Genomic DNA, 14,816 nt, shown 5'->3' on the forward strand with positions numbered 1-14,816 from the left:
CCGTCGTCGCCGTGCAGCATGGAGAGCTTGCCCACCAGCCAGCCGAGCCAGCTCTCGGGATCACGCGCCAGATCGCCAAGCCGCGTCAGCTCGGCAAGCGCAGGGCCGTCGGCGGCGAGCAGCACCTGCCAGCGACGCGTGTCGAGGCGCGCATGCTCGGTCACCTCGGCGAGAAAGGCGTCCAGCGCCAGCTCGAAAAGCGCCAGCGCCCCCTCCTCGAGGGCCATGCGCCGCGCCACGGCGTGCTCGTCGTCACCGACCGGCGACTCGGCGAGCAGCTCGGCCTGGTAGAGAAGCTGGTTGGTGCGCGCCCGCGAACTCACTTGCGCTTGTCCTCGACGTGCCACTTGCCGGCCTCGAAGGTGGCTTTCCAGCCCGTCGCCTTGCCCTCCTCGTCGGTCATCACGTACTGCTCCTTGTTCTTGCGCGAGTAGCGAATCTGCGCCGGACGGCCGTCCGGGTCTTCGCTCGGCGCCTTGAGGATGAAGTGGTACTTCTCCGGCAGCTCGTCCTTGTGCGCCTTGAGCTCCTTGACCAGCGGCGGGCGGGTCTCGCGGTTCTTCGGGAACTTGCTCGCGGCCAGGAACAGGCCGCTGGCGCCGTCGCGCAGCACGTAGTGGTCATCCACTTTCTGGCAGGCGAGCTCCGGCATCGGGATCGGGTCCATCTTGGGCGGCGCCACTTCCCCGCTTCTCAACAGCTTGCGGGTATTCTTGCATACGCTGTTGGTGCAGCCAAAGTACTTGCCGAAGCGCCCGGACTTGAGCTGCATTTCGGATCCGCACTTGTCGCACTCGATCACCGGTCCGTCGTAGCCCTTGATCTTGAACTTGCCCTGCTCCACGGCGTAGCCGTCGCAATCCGGGCTCTGGCCGCAGATATGCAGCTTGCGCGTCTCGTCGATCAGGTAGCTGTCCATCGCCGTGCCGCACTTGTCGCAGCGGCGCTTGGCGCGCAGCGCATCGGTCTCGGCCTCTTCCCCGGCGTCCTCGGCGACCACTTCCTCGCCGGGAATCAGGTCGATGGTGGTCTTGCAGCGCTCCTTGGGCGGCAGGTTGTAGCCGCTGCAGCCAAGGAACACGCCGGTCGAGGCGGTGCGAATCTGCATCTTGCGACCGCAGCTCGGGCAGTCGATGTCCGTGGGCACCGGCTGGTTGGGGCGCATGCCCTCGTCGCTTTCGGCGCGGGAAAGCTCCTGGCTGAACTCGCCGTAGAAGCTGTCGAGCAGCGCGCGCCAGTTGCGCTCGCCTTCGGCCACCTCGTCGAGGCTGTCCTCCATGCGCGCGGTGAAGGAGTAGTCCATCAGGTCAGGGAAGGACTCCTTCAGGCGCTCGGTGACGATGTCGCCGAGCTTCTCAGCGTAGAAGCGCCGGCTCTCGAGCTTGACGTAGCCGCGGTCCTGAATGGTCGAGATGATCGAGGCGTAGGTCGAGGGGCGCCCGATGCCCTGCTTCTCGAGCTCCTTGACCAGGCTCGCCTCGGTATAGCGCGCCGGGGGCTTGGTGAAGTGCTGCTGCGGGTCGAGCTTCTCGAGCGTCATCGGGGTATCGACGGGCAGATCCGGCAGGCTCTGGTCCTCGTTCTTGCCGGCGGGCTTCATCACCCGGGTATAGCCGTCGAACTTCAGCACGCGCCCCTTGGCGCGCAGGTCGAACCCGTCCACTTCCACGCTCAGGGTGCTGGAGAGATACTCCGCCGGCACCATCTGGCAGGCCACGAACTGGCGCCAGATCAGCTCGTAGAGCCGCTCGGCGTCGCGCTCCATGCCGGCGAGGTCGCTCGCCTTGCGCTCGACGCTCGAGGGGCGAATCGCCTCGTGGGCTTCCTGGGCGCTCTCCTTGCTGGAGTAGCGGTTGGGCGACTCGGGCAGGTAGCGCTTGCCGTATTCGCTCTCGATGTAGTCGCGTGCGCTCTCCACCGCATCCTTGGAAAGATTGGTGGAATCGGTACGCATGTAGGTGATGTAGCCCGCCTCGTAAAGCCGTTGGGCCATGGTCATGGTCTTCTTCACCGAGAAGCCGAGCCGGCCGCTGGCCGCCTGCTGCAGCGTCGAGGTGATGAAGGGCGCGGTCGGCTTGGAGCGGGTCGGCTTGTCTTCCCGGTTGGTGATGGCAAGCGTGGCGCCTTCGAGGCCGGCGATGCGCGCGTAGGTCTCGTCGCGAGAGGTCGGGCGAAACGCCTGGCCATCCTGACGGGCAAGCGCAAAGCGCACCGGCTGACCCTCCGGCGAGACCAGGTCCGCGTGCACGTCCCAGAACTCCTCGGGAATGAAAGCGCGAATGTCACGCTCGCGCTCGACGATCAACCGTACCGCCACCGACTGCACGCGACCGGCGGAGAGCCCGCGGGCGATCTTGGCCCACAAGAGCGGCGAGAGCATGAAGCCGACCACCCGGTCGAGAAAGCGCCGCGCCTGCTGGGCTTCGACGCGCGGAATGTTGAGCGCCCCCGGCGCCTTGAAGGCATCCTGGATGGCGTTCTTGGTGATCTCGTTGAACACCACGCGCTTGTAGCGCGCATCGTCGCCGCCGATGGTCTCGCGCAGGTGCCAGGCGATCGCCTCCCCTTCGCGGTCCAAATCCGTCGCCAGGTAGACGGCATCGGCCTTCTCGGCGAGCTTCTTGAGCTCGGCGACCACCTTTTCCTTGCCGGGCAGGATCTCGTAATGGGCCTGCCAGGCGTTGTCCGGGTCGATGCCCATGCGGCGAATCAGCTGATCGTGGGCCTTCTTCTTCTTGTACTCCGCCTTCTCCTCCGGCGAGAGCTTGCGGGTCGCCGCGGCCTGGCGCGCGCGCTCCTTGGGGTCGACGGCGGTCTTGCCCGAGCCGCTGGTCGGCAGGTCACGTATATGACCCACGCTCGACTTAACGATGAAATCGTTGCCGAGATACTTATTGATCGTCTTCGCCTTGGCAGGCGACTCGACGATGACCAGTGACTTGCCCATAGTGCTCCACTTCCTGTTGCTCGAGCTTGAAAGCCTTCGCTCTGAATACGTACCGCGTCTAGACGTGGTGTCGGTGTCAAAAAATGCGCCTACCCTACCCCAGGCCTTGACCAAGCGCCAGTCGCCCGAAGCGAGCCGAGTGCTTTATTGAATGAGGGCGAAGGCCGCCGTTTGCAAATTTCACTGCAAGGTAGCTAGACACTAGACTGCCGTTTACCGCTCGGCAACCAAAACCGGCCCACGCAACGAAACGCCCCGGGCATTGCCCGGGGCGCAGGAAAAGCGCTCGATGGCGCAATGCGGCTCAGCGCTTGGAACGCGGCTTGGCTCCGGTGCGCTTGGCAGGTGCGGCGCGCTTGGCGCCCGCTTGCGCGCCGTCATCGCCTGCCCGGGCGTAGGAAGCCGCGGGGATGGCCTTCGGCTCCCGGCGCGCCTGGTCGAACAGCGCCTTGACCTGCTCGAAGCGCTCGGCCCCGTTCTCGCTGAGCTCGCCACTGGCGGCGAATACCTGGGTCAACTGCTGAAGATGCCTGTCGAGTGCTTCGTTACTCTCACCCTCGAGAAGGCTCGGCAGCGCCGCGAGCGCCTTGTCACGGTCGAGCTTCAGAATGAAGAACTGCTCGCGCACCAGGCGCTTGAATTCGCACAGCGATACCTGGGAGTCGAGCTCGGCACGCGAGGCGCGAAGACGCTTGAAATTGCGCTCGTCGGTGGCGGGTGCCCCGCCCAGCACGTAGATGATCGAGCGCACGATCGCCTCCGGCGCGCCGCCCTGGCTTGCCTTTTCGCGCAGCGCCTGCTGGCGATGAGCGATGAAGCGCCGATGCTCGGGCTCGGCACCTGGACGGCGACGATGCACGTGGGCGTCGCCGTAGAGCCCGACGGCGGCCTGAAGCAGCGGCTGGCCGTAGAGGGTCAAGAACGCCGTCTCGGTCGCACCGTCGCGCAGGTCGCGAAAGCCGTTCAGGTTGCTGACGATCTGCTCCGACACCAGCGTCTCGAGGGTCCTGAAAGGGTTGTCCTCTGTCACCTCGTGGCGATTGTCGCGCACCGTCTGAGCCATCGTCGGCAGCAGCACGGTGAGCGGATTGCGATCCGACATCAGGCGATAGCCCAGGCGAATGGGGTGCATTCGGCGCATCAGGCGCGCCGATTCCGGCGTGACCATGGCGCGCACCCAGGGCTGCACGTAAAGCCGGTAGAACCCCAGGTTGATCTCGGAAATGCGCGCGACCGTGGCAAACCGGCGGTCGTCCTCGGGGCGATGCTGTACGTCCTCGTCGAGCTCGTCGAAGTCGCGGGGCGAGAACTCCAGCAGGTAGTCGCGCTCGATGAGTTCGGCGTCCTTGCGTTCGCTGGCACGGCTGATCGTGGTCTCGTAGAGCCCCGGGGGCATCACGTCGATGTAGTCCATGTTGGCGGTGAACTCGGAGTGCTCTTTGCGCGAGACGCTGCCGGAAACGAAGATCCCGAGGTGCCCGGTGGTGTCGTGCAGACAGTAGATGATGGTCTGCTCGTTGGCGACGATGTCATCCTCGCCCTCGTAGAGATCGCGAATCCAGCCCAGCGCCTGCGGCGGCGGGGTAATGTCGTCACCGCGCGAACAGAACACCACCACCGGCGAGCGCAGGTTGCGAAGGTCGATGCGCCGCCCGTCCTGGGTCACCAGCTGGGCGGTAGAGAGCCGGTTGCCGACGAACAGGTTGTCGACGATGTACTGGATCTCGTCGCCGCCGAGCACCACGTGGCCACCCCACCAGCGCTCGAACTCCAGATAGCGCGTGGTTTCGGTATCGACGTTGGCGTAGAGGTGGTACTGCTTCTTCCAGTAGGTATTGGCCGGGTTCAAGCGCTCGAAGTTCTGCACCAGCCAGGCGCCGTCGAACCAGCCGTTGCCAAGATCGCTCGTCAGCGCCGTGATCCAGCTGCCGCCGGCCATGCCGGCGGTGTAGCGCATCGGTGCCTTGCCGCGTTCGCCGGCCCAGTAGGAGAGCGGAGCGCCGGCGATCAGGATCGGCCCGAAGACGTCCGGCTCGAGCGCGGCGGCCATCATCAGTTGCCATCCCGCCTGGCAATTGCCCACCACCATGGGCTTTTCGGTGATTTCCGGGTGGCGCGCGATCACGTGGCGCAGAAACTCGACTTCCGCCTCGACCACGTCCTCCACGGTCTGGCCCGGCTCCGGGTAGGGCAGAAAGCCGATGAAATAGCAGGGGTGGCCTGCCTTGAGGGCCACGCCGATCTCGCTGTCCGGCTTGAAGCCACCGATGCCCGGCCCATGGCCGGCGCGCGGGTCGACCACCACGAAGGGTCGCTTGGCCGGGTCGATGTGCGTCCCTTCCGGGGGCAGTACGCGCAGAAGCTCGTAGTTGGTGGGCCGCGCGAGCGTTCGACCATCGACGAGCACCTCGGTCTTGAAACCCAGCACGTTGGGCTTGGTCTGCTCCATGTGCTCGAGGTACTGGTTGCCGCGTTCGCGCATCACATCCCAGTAGAGGATGCTGCGCTCGACGCCGTCACGCCAGTAGTCGATGGCGGCACGCCCGACGCCGAAGGGGTCCATCAGGTCGGCGAGGACGTTCTGCGCCGGGGCGGCGTCGCCATCTTCCAGGCGCTCAGGCAACTTGAACCAGCGCGCCGGCAGAAAGGGATTCGCGAGAAAGCTCATAGAGTCTCCTGGGAATTGTCAGGCGCCGCCTCGAGCGTCGCCCATAACGCGACCATGCTGCAATGCAACAAGTCTAGGTCATTCCCGCCATGTCGTCGATATAAAGACGCCCTGCCCGCGCCGTACAGACGAAACCTGCCATTGGTGGTAGCATTTCGCTCACTCGTCATTGCTCGACCGCGCTTAAGCTCATCGACCGGAGAGGTTGCCATGACATCGCCCAACCTGCTCAATCGATTGACCTTTCGCCAGCTCCAGGTGTTCCAGGAGGTGTATCGAAAGCGCTCCTACTCACGCGCCGCCGAGCAGCTCGGTCTCACCCAGCCCGCGGTGAGCTCCCAGATCCGCCAGCTCGAACAGGCGCTGAACGAGCCGCTCTTCAAGTACGCCGGCAAGACCCTGCACACCCTGCCCGCAGCGGACACCCTGGCGCTGTCGGCACGCGAGATCATCGGCCAGCTCGCCCGGCTGCAGATGAACCTCTCGGGGCTCGATGGCAGCATCAAGGGGGAGCTCAACCTGGCGGCGGTCTCGTCGGCGCAGTACGTGGTGCCCTATCTGCTCGCCCGCTTTCGCGCCCGGTATCCGGACATCACGCTGCGCCTGAAGGTATGCAACCGCAGCCAGGCCCTGGAGCGGCTGGCCCAGCAGCGCGACGACCTGGTGATCATGGCCATGGTGCCCGAGGACGACGGCCTGTCGGTGCTGCCGCTTCTGGAGAACGAATTGATCGCCGTGGTCTGGCCCAACCACCCGCTGCTCGACCTGCCCCGCCCGACTCTCGCCGATTTCGCCCGCCACTATGTATTGATGCGCGAGCCGGGCTCCGGGGTGCGCAACGCCTTCGAACAGCTGGTGGCCGACCAGGAGGTGGGCCTGCCCCATCGATTGGAACTTGGCTCGAACGAGGCCGTCAAGCAAGGCGTGATGGCGCACCTGGGCGTTGCGGTGCTGCCTCGTCTGGCAGTGAAGCTCGAACTCGAACATGGCCTTCTGGCGCAGCTCGACCTGCCGCACTTTCCCCTGCGCCGGGCCTGGTGCGCGGTACACCGGCGCGATCACTTCCCCACGCCCGCCGCCGAACTCTTTCTGCGCTTCACCCGTGAGCACCTGGCCGATTACCGGCGCCACTTCCAGACCCTGGCCGCGCCGCTCCCGAGTCCTGGCGTTTCATGCCTGCCCCTGTCGGCCATGCCCTGACCCTGTACCCCACGCTATTTAGCGCGTCGCCAAATATGTTACATTGGCACTACTACCTATGTCGTATCCAACATGTCCTATCGAGCACGTCGTATGGAGTGCGTCGATACCGTATACCGGGACGGGCCGACGAACGGCCTCGACGTTCAGCACCTTCGATATGGCCCGTTGCACAGTAGAGAGGCTCTTGTCTATGAGCGATACCCCCACACGGCGTGTACCCAGCGGCGAAAAGTTTCGCGACGAACGCGGCACGACGGTGATCAAGGATGGGATGAAGCAGCGCAAGGAGCAGCAGCCCCAGAGCCCGTCGCTCGAACGCAAGCCCAAGTGGCTACGCGCTCAGATTCCGGCGGGCGAACGCTTCGAAGCCGTCAAGAAGAACGTGGCCACCCACCGCTTGAGCACGGTGTGCGCCGAGTCCCACTGCCCCAACATGGGCGAGTGCTGGAGCAACGGCACCGCCACCATCATGCTGATGGGGTCCGTCTGTACCCGGGCATGCCGCTTCTGCGCCGTGGATACCGGCAACCCCAAGGGCTGGCTGGATGCCGAGGAGCCGGAGAACACCGCCAAGTCCGTCGAGCTGATGGGGCTTCGCTACATCGTGCTCACCTCGGTTGACCGTGACGATCTCGATGATGGCGGCGCGACCCACTACGCCAAGTGCATCCAGGCGATCAAGGCGCGCACGCCGGAAGTGGTGGTCGAGGCGCTCACCCCGGACTTCGACGGCAAGCTTGATGCCATCGAGCGCGTGGTGGACTCGGGCCTGGAGGTGTTCGCCCAGAACGTCGAGACCGTCGAGCGACTGACCTCGCGCGTGCGCGATCCGCGCGCCGGCTATCGCAAGACGCTGGACGTGCTGGCGCACGCCAAGCAGCACCGCCCCGACGTGATCACCAAGACCAGCCTGATGCTCGGCCTCGGCGAGACCGACGAGGAGATCCTGCAGACCTTCGATGATCTGCGCGAGATCGGCGTGGACATCGTCACCCTGGGTCAGTACCTGCGCCCGACCAAGAACCACCTGCCGGTGGAGCGCTGGGTGAGCCCCGAGGAGTTCGACCGCTACCGCGTCCTGGGCCTCGAGAAAGGCTTCATGGAAGTACCCTCCGGCCCGCTGGTGCGCTCGAGCTATCGCGCCGACCGGGTGTTCGAGAAGAACAACCTGGGGCTGGCCTCTCCCGCCGCCGTGCCGGGCCAGGAAGAGGACACCAACCGTATTCCGGTGTTCAACGTCGGCTAGAACGGGCATGCCAACAAAAAAGCGCCTGACCGCACACGCAGTCAGGCGCTTTTTTTCATGGCCACACACCCCTCACGCCACGGCGCTGCGCCCCGGGCTCATGTCGCGGCCGAGCAGCTCGGCGAGTGCCCGGGCGAGCTTTCCGCCCACCGCGCCAGGGTCGTCGAGCGCCACCAGATCGGCCAGGCGCGTCACCGCCATGCCCGCGTAGCCGCAGGGGTTGATGCGGGCAAAAGGCGCGAGATCCGCATCGACGTTCAGCGCCACCCCGTGATAGCTCGCCCCGCGGCGAATGCGCAGCCCGAGCGAAGCGATCTTGGCCTCGCCAAGCGGCGTCTTCACGTACACCCCCGGTGCATCCGGGCGGGCGTGAGCCGCCACCCCGTAGCCATCGAGCACCGTGATCACGGCGTTCTCCAGCGCACTGACGAGCTCGCGCACGCCGAGCTTCGCCCTGCGCACGTCGAGCAGCGGGTAGAGCACCACCTGGCCCGGGCCGTGATAGGTCACCTGCCCGCCGCGGTCGGTCTGCACCACGGGGATGTCGCCGGGCATCAAGAGATGCTCGGGCTTGCCGGCCTGCCCCTGGGTGAAGACCGGGTCGTGCTCGACGAGCCAGAACTGGTCCGGCGTCGTGTCGTCACGCCCATCGGTGAGCGAGCGCATCGCCTCCCACACCGGCGTATAGGGGCGCCGGCCGAGGTCGAACAGCTCGATGGACGCATCGCTTTTCATCACACCACCATGTGCACGCGGCCGGTCGCCTTGAGCTCCTCGAACAGCGCGGCGAGCTGCTGCTCGCCGGTCGCCCGGATGCTCACGCGTACCGACTGGAAGCGGCCGTTGCGGCTGTCCACCACCTGCAGCGCGCCAGCGTCGAAGTCCGGATCGTACTTGACCAGGATCTGGCAGACGCTGGCGGCGAAATCTTCCGCCGCGTCCCCTACCACCTTCAGCGGGTAGTCGCAGGGAAAGCTGATCTTCGGTTCGTTGACACTCGGCGTTCGCAGATCGCGAAAGCCCTTCTTCGCATCCTTTTTCATAGCCTGCCTTTGGTTGCCGGTGGGCGCCCGCCGAGCGGGCGCATCTCGATGAGCGCGTGGGATCAGTCGGTGAAGTTGCTGATCAAGCCGCTGAAGAAGCGACGCACCTGATCGAACAGGCGCTTGAAGAGACCGCCCTCCTCGACGTTTTCCAGCGCCGTCAGCTGACGCTCGCCGACCATCTCGTCGCCCAGGTACACCTCGAGCGTGCCCACTTCGTCGCCTACCGCGATCGGCGCCTGCAGGTCCTGGCGCAGGTTCAGGCGTGCGCGCAGCTCCTCGTTGCGGTTGCGCGGCAGGGTCATGTAGACCTCGTCATCGACGCCGACGCGCAGCTCGTTGGCTTCGCCGCCCCATACGCGGGGAGTGGCCAGCACCGCGCCGCGCTCGTAGAGCTTCATGGTCTCGAAGAAGCGAAAGCCGTAGCTCAGGAGCTTCTGGGTTTCCTGAGCGCGGGCCTCTTCGGAGTTGGTGCCCATCACCACCGAGATCAGACGCATGTCCTCGCGCTGGGCCGAGGCGACCAGGCAGTAGCCGGCGGCGTTGGTCCAGCCGGTCTTCAGGCCATCGACGGTCGGGTCGCGCCAAAGAAGACGGTTGCGGTTGGGCTGGTCGATGCCGCCGTAGGAGAAGTTGCGCTGGGAGTAGACCGCGTAGTGCTCGGGGTAGTCGTTGATGATGTGCTGGGACAGCAGCGCCAGGTCGTGTGCCGAGGAGTAGTGGTTGTCGTGAGGCAGGCCCGTGGCGTTCTCGAAGTGGGTGTTGCGCATGCCGAGCCGGTCGGCGTGCTGGTTCATGAGATCGGCGAAGGGCGCCTCACCGCCAGCCAGGTGCTCGGCCATGGCCACGCTCGCATCGTTGCCGGAGACGATGATGATACCGTGCAGCAGGTCGTCGACGGAGACCTGATCACCCACTTCGATGAACATCTTCGAGCCGCCGGTGCGCCAGGCGGTTTCGCTGATGTTGACCATGTCCTCGAGGTTGATGGTACCGCGATCCAGCTCGCGCTCGACCAGGTAGGCGGTCATCAGCTTGGTGATGCTCGCCGGCGGCAGGCGCTCGTCGGCGTTGTGCTCGACCAGAATGCGCCCGCTGTTGGCATCCATCAGGATCCAGGAGCTCGCGGCGAGTTGCGGCGCGGCGGGAATGATCGTCTGCGGCTGGGGAATCACCTGGGCGCTGGCCGTGACCGGCAGGGCAACGGCGGTCACCGTCGCGAAGAGGCAAAGCCGGGCAGAGCGGCGAATCGCGTTGAAAATAGTCATTACTCACTTCTCACTTGCAAAAAAGAACGTCAAGAAAACCGTTGAAGGGCCACGGGTGTCATCGATTATCGCACAACGAAGACCTGCGAGAAGCCCGCCTGGTTGAGCGCGGCACGCGCCTGCTGCTCCTGGCTCGGCGCCATCGGCCCGACCTGGACGCGGTGGACGTCGCTGTCGCTGAGCACGCGCACCGAATGCAGAAGTTCGTCACCCAGGCGCTGCTGGAGCGCTCGCGCGCCCTCTTCGCTGCCGAGCGCGGCGATCTGCAGATAGATTTCGTCGCCCTGGCCGGCGGGCGTCGGACGGGCGGCGGGTGGCGCGGCAGGCGCCGGGCTGGCCGCCGGAGCCGGAGCCGGAGCTGAGGCTGCCGCCGGCGCGGGGCTCGTCCCGCCGCCCCGATTGGCGAGCCACTGCTCGGGGTCGATCGCCTCGACGCGAACGCCGCCAGTGCCGTTGTCCAGAATGCCGAGTCGCGCCGCCGCGGCGTAGGAGAGATCGATCTCGCGATCGCTGTGGAAAGGACCCCGGTCGTTGACCCGCACGATGACCGAGCGGCCGTTGGCCAGGCTCGTCACCCGCGCGAAGGTCGGCAGCGGCAGCGAGCGGTGCGCCGCCGACATCTTGTACATGTCGTAGATTTCGCCGTTGGAGGTGGCGTAGCCGTGGAACTTTTCGCCGTACCAAGAGGCGGTCCCCTGCTTGGCGTAGCCATTGGCGCTGGGCAACACGTGATAGGTCTCGCCCCACACTTCATAAGTCGAACGGTTGCCCGCCGACGAACGCGGTTCGACGCGTGGCTGGGCGTCGGGCACCTCGCTGACATCCGGCGGCTCGAGCGGGTAGGCGTCGCCGCTCATGGCGTAGCGTCCGCCCCCGGAACTCGCGGCGCTGGCCGCCTTGGGGGCATCTTCACGCGGGGTGTGATCCACGCTCGACGTCGATGACGGCGCCTGCCCGGCGCAGCCGGCGAGCAGCGCCGCCAGGGCGAGCCCGGCACCGGCCGTCGTCGCCTTGTAGAACCTTGGTTTCATCCTTGAGCCTCGAGCTTTTGCGCAATGGCATCTGCCAGTTCGGTCACCGCCATCGCGTAGAGATGGCTGTGGTTATAGCGGGTGATGACGTAGAAGTTGAACTCCCCCACGCCGTAGCGGAGGCGGCCATCGGCAAGCTCCAGCGCAAGCGGTGTCACTTCGAGGGCCGGGTCGAGCGCCTCGACGGGCTCGATGCCGAAGGTCCGTAGCGCATCGACACGCGTGGCCGGCGGCGTGGTCAGGTTGACCTCGAGCTCGCCCGGCACGCGCTCGGGGCCTCGTGCCTCGTGGTAGATGGGGGCGCCTGCGCGCCAGCCGTGCTCGGCGAAGTAGTTGGCTACGCTACCGATGGCGTCGACGGGATTTTCCCACAAATCGCGCCGCCCATCACCATCGAAATCCACGGCATAAGCCTGGTAGCTGGTGGGAATGAACTGCGGATAGCCCATCGCCCCGGCGTAGGAGCCATAGACGCTGTCCGGCTCGACCTGCTGCTGATAGGCGATCTCGAGAAAGGCTGCGAGCTCGCCGCGAAAGAAGTCGCCGCGGCTCGGGTGGTAGAACGCCAGCGTCGCCAGCGAGTCCAGCACCTTGTGCTGCCCCTTGTGGCGTCCGTAATAGGTTTCCACGCCGATGATCGCCGCGATCACTTCCGGGGGCACGCCGTAGACCTCCTGGGCCCGTTCGAAGGCGTCGCGATGCGCCGCGATGAAGTCAGCTCCCGCGTCGATGCGCTCGTCGCTCATGAAGATGTCGCGATACTCGTGCCAGGCCAGACGTCGCTCCGCCGCCCCGTCCATGGCATCGAGCACTTCCTGACGGTAGCGTGCAAGACCGAGCGACTGCTCGAGCCACGCATCGGGAAGCCCGCGGGCGACGAGTTCCGTTGCCAGTTGCCGGGTGTCTGCATTGGCCTCTGGCGCGAACGAGACCGTGCCGTTGTCGCCCATCACCGGGGAGGCGCTTGCCATCCAGGCCGCCAGTAAAACGCCGCTGACCGTGTATCGGGTCCTGCCCATTGCACCTCTCCTTTGAAATTCCTTCGCCAGCCGAGACTAGCGCGACAGCAGCCGTCGATGAGCGTGTATCGACATAAGAATACCGAAGCCCGCCAGCAGGGTCACGCTCGACGTGCCGCCGTAGCTGACCAGCGGCAGTGGCACGCCCACTACGGGCAGAATGCCGCTGACCATGCCGACGTTGACGAACACGTAGATGAAGAACGTCAGGATGATGCTGCCGGCGAACAGCCGCCCGAAGGTATCCTGGGAGCCGGCCGCAAGCCACAGCCCGCGGCTGACGATCAGGGTGTAGAGCACCAGCAGCACGAGCATGCCGACCAGCCCGAACTCTTCGCCCAGCACCGCGATGATGAAGTCGGTATGACGCTCGGGCAGGAATTCGAGCTGCGACTGGGTGCCTTCGAGCCACCCCTTGCCCCAGACGCCGCCGCTGCCGATCGCGGTGGTCGACTGGATGATGTTCCAGCCCGCGCCCAGCGGGTCGCTGTCCGGGTCGAGGAAGGTCAATACCCGCTGGCGCTGGTAATTGTGCATGTTCATCCACAGGATCGGCATGCCCGCCGCCACCAGTGCGGCGACGAAGGCGATCAAGCGCCAGGAGAGCCCGGCCAGCAGCACTACCAGCGTGGCGGCGCTGGCCATCAAGAGCGACGTCCCCAGATCCGGCTGAATGGCGGTCAACACCACCGGCACGCCGATGATCACCGCGCACACGGCGATGTCACGAAACCTCGGCGGCAGCTGGCAACGGTTGAGATAGGCGGCCACCATCAAGGGCACGCCAAGCTTCATCATCTCCGAGGGCTGAAAGCGAATGATGCCGGGAATTTCCAGCCAGCGCTTGGCGCCCATCCCGATATCCCCCGCGATCTCCACCGCCAGCAGCATCGCAAGGCCGACCCCGTAGGCCAAGGGCGCCCAACGCAAAAACGTGCTCGGATTCAGCTGGGCGAGCACGAACATGCCTGCCAAGGCGATACCGAAACGCGACGCTTGGGCGATGACCGACTCGATACGCTGGCCCGACGCACTGTAGAGCACCAGAAGGCCCCCGGCCATCAATACCAGCAGCATCAGCAAGAGCCACGGGTCGAGGTGCAAACGCTCCCAGATGCTCTTGCGCCGGGCGATACCGCTATCCGGCGGGCGTACCGGATGGCGACGCAAACTGCGCGGAAGGTTTTGCCATGGGCTCATCAGTTGCCCTCCACGGTGGCGCTGCCGTTCTCGAGCTCGTCGAGCACTTCGTCGGCCTCGGGGGCATCGTCGCGCAACAGCCAGGCGTCGGTCATGGCACGGGCGAGCTGGGCGGCGTGCGTACTGCCGCCGCCGGCGTTCTCGACGATCACCGACACCGCGATCTGCGGATCGTCGATCGGCGCGAAGGCCATGAACAGGGCGTGATCGCGCAAGCGCTCCTCCAGCTCGTCGGCGTTGTAGCGCTGGTCCTGGCCCAGCGAGAACACCTGGGCGGTACCGGATTTGCCACCCATGCGATACTCGAGCCCCACGCCGGTACGCCGGGCAGTGCCTTCGCTGCCGCTGAGCACCTTTTCCATGCCGCTGAACACGCGATCCCACCAGGCGTCGTTGTCGAGGCGAATGTCATCGAGCGTCCCGGGCAGCACCTCCGGCAGCAGCTCGTCGCCGACCATGCGGGCCAGGTGCGGCTTGACCCAGTGGCCGCGATTGGCAAGCGTGGCCGTGGCGGCGGCGAGCTGCAGCGGCGTGATCTGCAGGTACCCCTGACCGATACCCACCGAGAGCGTCTCACCCGGGTACCAGGACTGGTTGAAGCGGGCGCGCTTCCACTCCCGAGAGGGCAGAAGTCCGGTGCTCTCGCCCTGCACATCGAACGCCACGCGCTGGCCGAAGCCGAAGTGACTCATCTCCTCGTGGATGTTGTCGATACCCAGGTCGTGGGCCAGCGAGTAGAAGTAGGTGTTGTTGGAGACCGCCAGCGCCCGCTCGAGATCCACCCGTCCGTGCCCCCAGCGCAGCCAGTTGCGGTAGCGGCGCGAGTCGTTGGGCAACTGGTAGTAGCCCGGGTCGCTGATCACCGTGTCCGGGGTGATCACCCCTTCCACGAGCCCCGCCAGGGCCATGAACGGCTTGATCGTCGAGCCCGCCGGGTAGTGGCCGCGAATGGCGCGGTTGAACAGCGGCAGGTCGATGTCGTCCTGCAGCGCCCGGTAGGAAGCGACGTCGATGCCGGTGACGAATTGATTGGTGTCGAACCCTGGCGTCGACACCATCGCCAGGATCTCCCCGGTCCGGGGGACGATCGCCACGATCGAGCCACGGCGCCCGTTCATGAGCTCGAAGGCGAGCGACTGCATCGACTTGTCGAGCGTCAGGGTCAGGTTGCGCCCTGGCACCGGATCGGTA

12 protein-coding genes are annotated in these 14,816 nt (G+C 65.9%); 2 read left to right on the top strand and 10 right to left on the bottom strand.

Annotated elements, in window-relative coordinates; translation table 11 throughout:
• The 3 genes from BIS11_RS02050 to BIS11_RS02060 all read right to left on the bottom strand — a co-directional run.
• Positions 1 to 323 (bottom strand): DUF6586 family protein (locus BIS11_RS02050; protein ID WP_253585692.1); only part of this gene is annotated, 323 nt, incomplete at its 3' end.
• The gene (gene topA, locus BIS11_RS02055; protein WP_253422549.1) at positions 320 to 2,947 is read right to left on the bottom strand and encodes a type I DNA topoisomerase; all 2,628 of its coding nucleotides are present in this window, start codon (positions 2,945 to 2,947) and stop codon (positions 320 to 322) included. The genes BIS11_RS02050 and topA, both read right to left, overlap by 4 nt.
• Before the next feature lie 304 nt (positions 2,948 to 3,251).
• Positions 3,252 to 5,615 (bottom strand): DUF3141 domain-containing protein, encoded by a 2,364-nt coding sequence (locus tag BIS11_RS02060; RefSeq protein WP_253422548.1) that lies wholly within the window; start codon positions 5,613 to 5,615, stop codon positions 3,252 to 3,254.
• A 210-nt stretch (positions 5,616 to 5,825) separates the two neighbouring features.
• Here BIS11_RS02060 and BIS11_RS02065 point away from each other — a divergent pair, with 210 nt between their 5' ends.
• On the top strand, positions 5,826 to 6,815 hold the full coding sequence (locus BIS11_RS02065) for a LysR family transcriptional regulator (protein WP_253422546.1): 990 nt from the start codon (positions 5,826 to 5,828) through the stop codon (positions 6,813 to 6,815).
• Between the two features lie 193 nt (positions 6,816 to 7,008).
• A complete protein-coding gene (gene lipA, locus BIS11_RS02070) occupies positions 7,009 to 8,064 on the top strand; it encodes a lipoyl synthase (protein WP_253422544.1) in 1,056 nt (351 codons plus the stop codon).
• A 72-nt stretch (positions 8,065 to 8,136) separates the two neighbouring features.
• Here the strand turns inward: lipA and lipB are convergent, their stop codons facing one another.
• The 7 genes from lipB to mrdA all read right to left on the bottom strand — a co-directional run.
• A complete protein-coding gene (gene lipB / locus BIS11_RS02075; RefSeq protein WP_253422542.1) occupies positions 8,137 to 8,799 on the bottom strand; it encodes a lipoyl(octanoyl) transferase LipB in 663 nt (220 codons plus the stop codon).
• Complete coding sequence (locus BIS11_RS02080) at positions 8,799 to 9,107, bottom strand: YbeD family protein (protein WP_253422540.1); 309 nt, start codon at positions 9,105 to 9,107, stop codon at positions 8,799 to 8,801. The genes lipB and BIS11_RS02080 overlap by 1 nt, the downstream gene beginning before the upstream one ends.
• Positions 9,108 to 9,169: 62 nt before the next feature.
• Positions 9,170 to 10,375 carry a D-alanyl-D-alanine carboxypeptidase family protein gene (locus tag BIS11_RS02085; RefSeq protein ID WP_253422538.1) on the bottom strand — a complete coding sequence of 402 codons (1,206 nt, stop codon included), beginning with the start codon at positions 10,373 to 10,375 and terminating at the stop codon, positions 9,170 to 9,172.
• A gap of 65 nt (positions 10,376 to 10,440) precedes the next feature.
• Complete coding sequence (locus BIS11_RS02090) at positions 10,441 to 11,406, bottom strand: septal ring lytic transglycosylase RlpA family protein (protein WP_253422536.1); 966 nt, start codon at positions 11,404 to 11,406, stop codon at positions 10,441 to 10,443.
• The gene (mltB, locus tag BIS11_RS02095; RefSeq protein WP_253422553.1) at positions 11,403 to 12,356 is read right to left on the bottom strand and encodes a lytic murein transglycosylase B; all 954 of its coding nucleotides are present in this window, start codon (positions 12,354 to 12,356) and stop codon (positions 11,403 to 11,405) included. Before mltB ends, BIS11_RS02090 begins: the two co-directional genes overlap by 4 nt.
• A 105-nt stretch (positions 12,357 to 12,461) precedes the next feature.
• Entirely contained in the window at positions 12,462 to 13,625 is a 1,164-nt protein-coding gene (gene rodA / locus BIS11_RS02100) for a rod shape-determining protein RodA (RefSeq protein ID WP_253422534.1), read from the bottom strand.
• The coding region (mrdA, locus tag BIS11_RS02105; RefSeq protein ID WP_253585693.1) for a penicillin-binding protein 2 at positions 13,625 to 14,816 on the bottom strand (1,192 nt) is incomplete at its 5' end. The genes mrdA and rodA, both read right to left, overlap by 1 nt.

Source organism: Halomonas sp. 707D4, assembly GCF_024158685.1.
Classification (GTDB): domain Bacteria; phylum Pseudomonadota; class Gammaproteobacteria; order Pseudomonadales; family Halomonadaceae; genus Vreelandella.

Bases quoted from the DNA above. Each gene is read 5' to 3' on its own strand.
- lipA (WP_253422544.1), top strand. From the start codon at position 7,009: ATGAGCGATACCCCCACACGGCGTGTACCCAGCGGCGAAAAGTTTCGC.
- BIS11_RS02060 (WP_253422548.1), bottom strand. From the start codon at position 5,615: ATGAGCTTTCTCGCGAATCCCTTTCTGCCGGCGCGCTGGTTCAAGTTG.
- topA (WP_253422549.1), bottom strand. From the start codon at position 2,947: ATGGGCAAGTCACTGGTCATCGTCGAGTCGCCTGCCAAGGCGAAGACG.
- lipB (WP_253422542.1), bottom strand. From the start codon at position 8,799: ATGAAAAGCGATGCGTCCATCGAGCTGTTCGACCTCGGCCGGCGCCCC.
- BIS11_RS02065 (WP_253422546.1), top strand. From the start codon at position 5,826: ATGACATCGCCCAACCTGCTCAATCGATTGACCTTTCGCCAGCTCCAG.
- BIS11_RS02080 (WP_253422540.1), bottom strand. From the start codon at position 9,107: ATGAAAAAGGATGCGAAGAAGGGCTTTCGCGATCTGCGAACGCCGAGT.
- BIS11_RS02085 (WP_253422538.1), bottom strand. From the start codon at position 10,375: ATGACTATTTTCAACGCGATTCGCCGCTCTGCCCGGCTTTGCCTCTTC.
- mltB (WP_253422553.1), bottom strand. From the start codon at position 12,356: ATGGGCGACAACGGCACGGTCTCGTTCGCGCCAGAGGCCAATGCAGAC.
- rodA (WP_253422534.1), bottom strand. From the start codon at position 13,625: ATGAGCCCATGGCAAAACCTTCCGCGCAGTTTGCGTCGCCATCCGGTA.
- BIS11_RS02090 (WP_253422536.1), bottom strand. From the start codon at position 11,406: ATGAAACCAAGGTTCTACAAGGCGACGACGGCCGGTGCCGGGCTCGCC.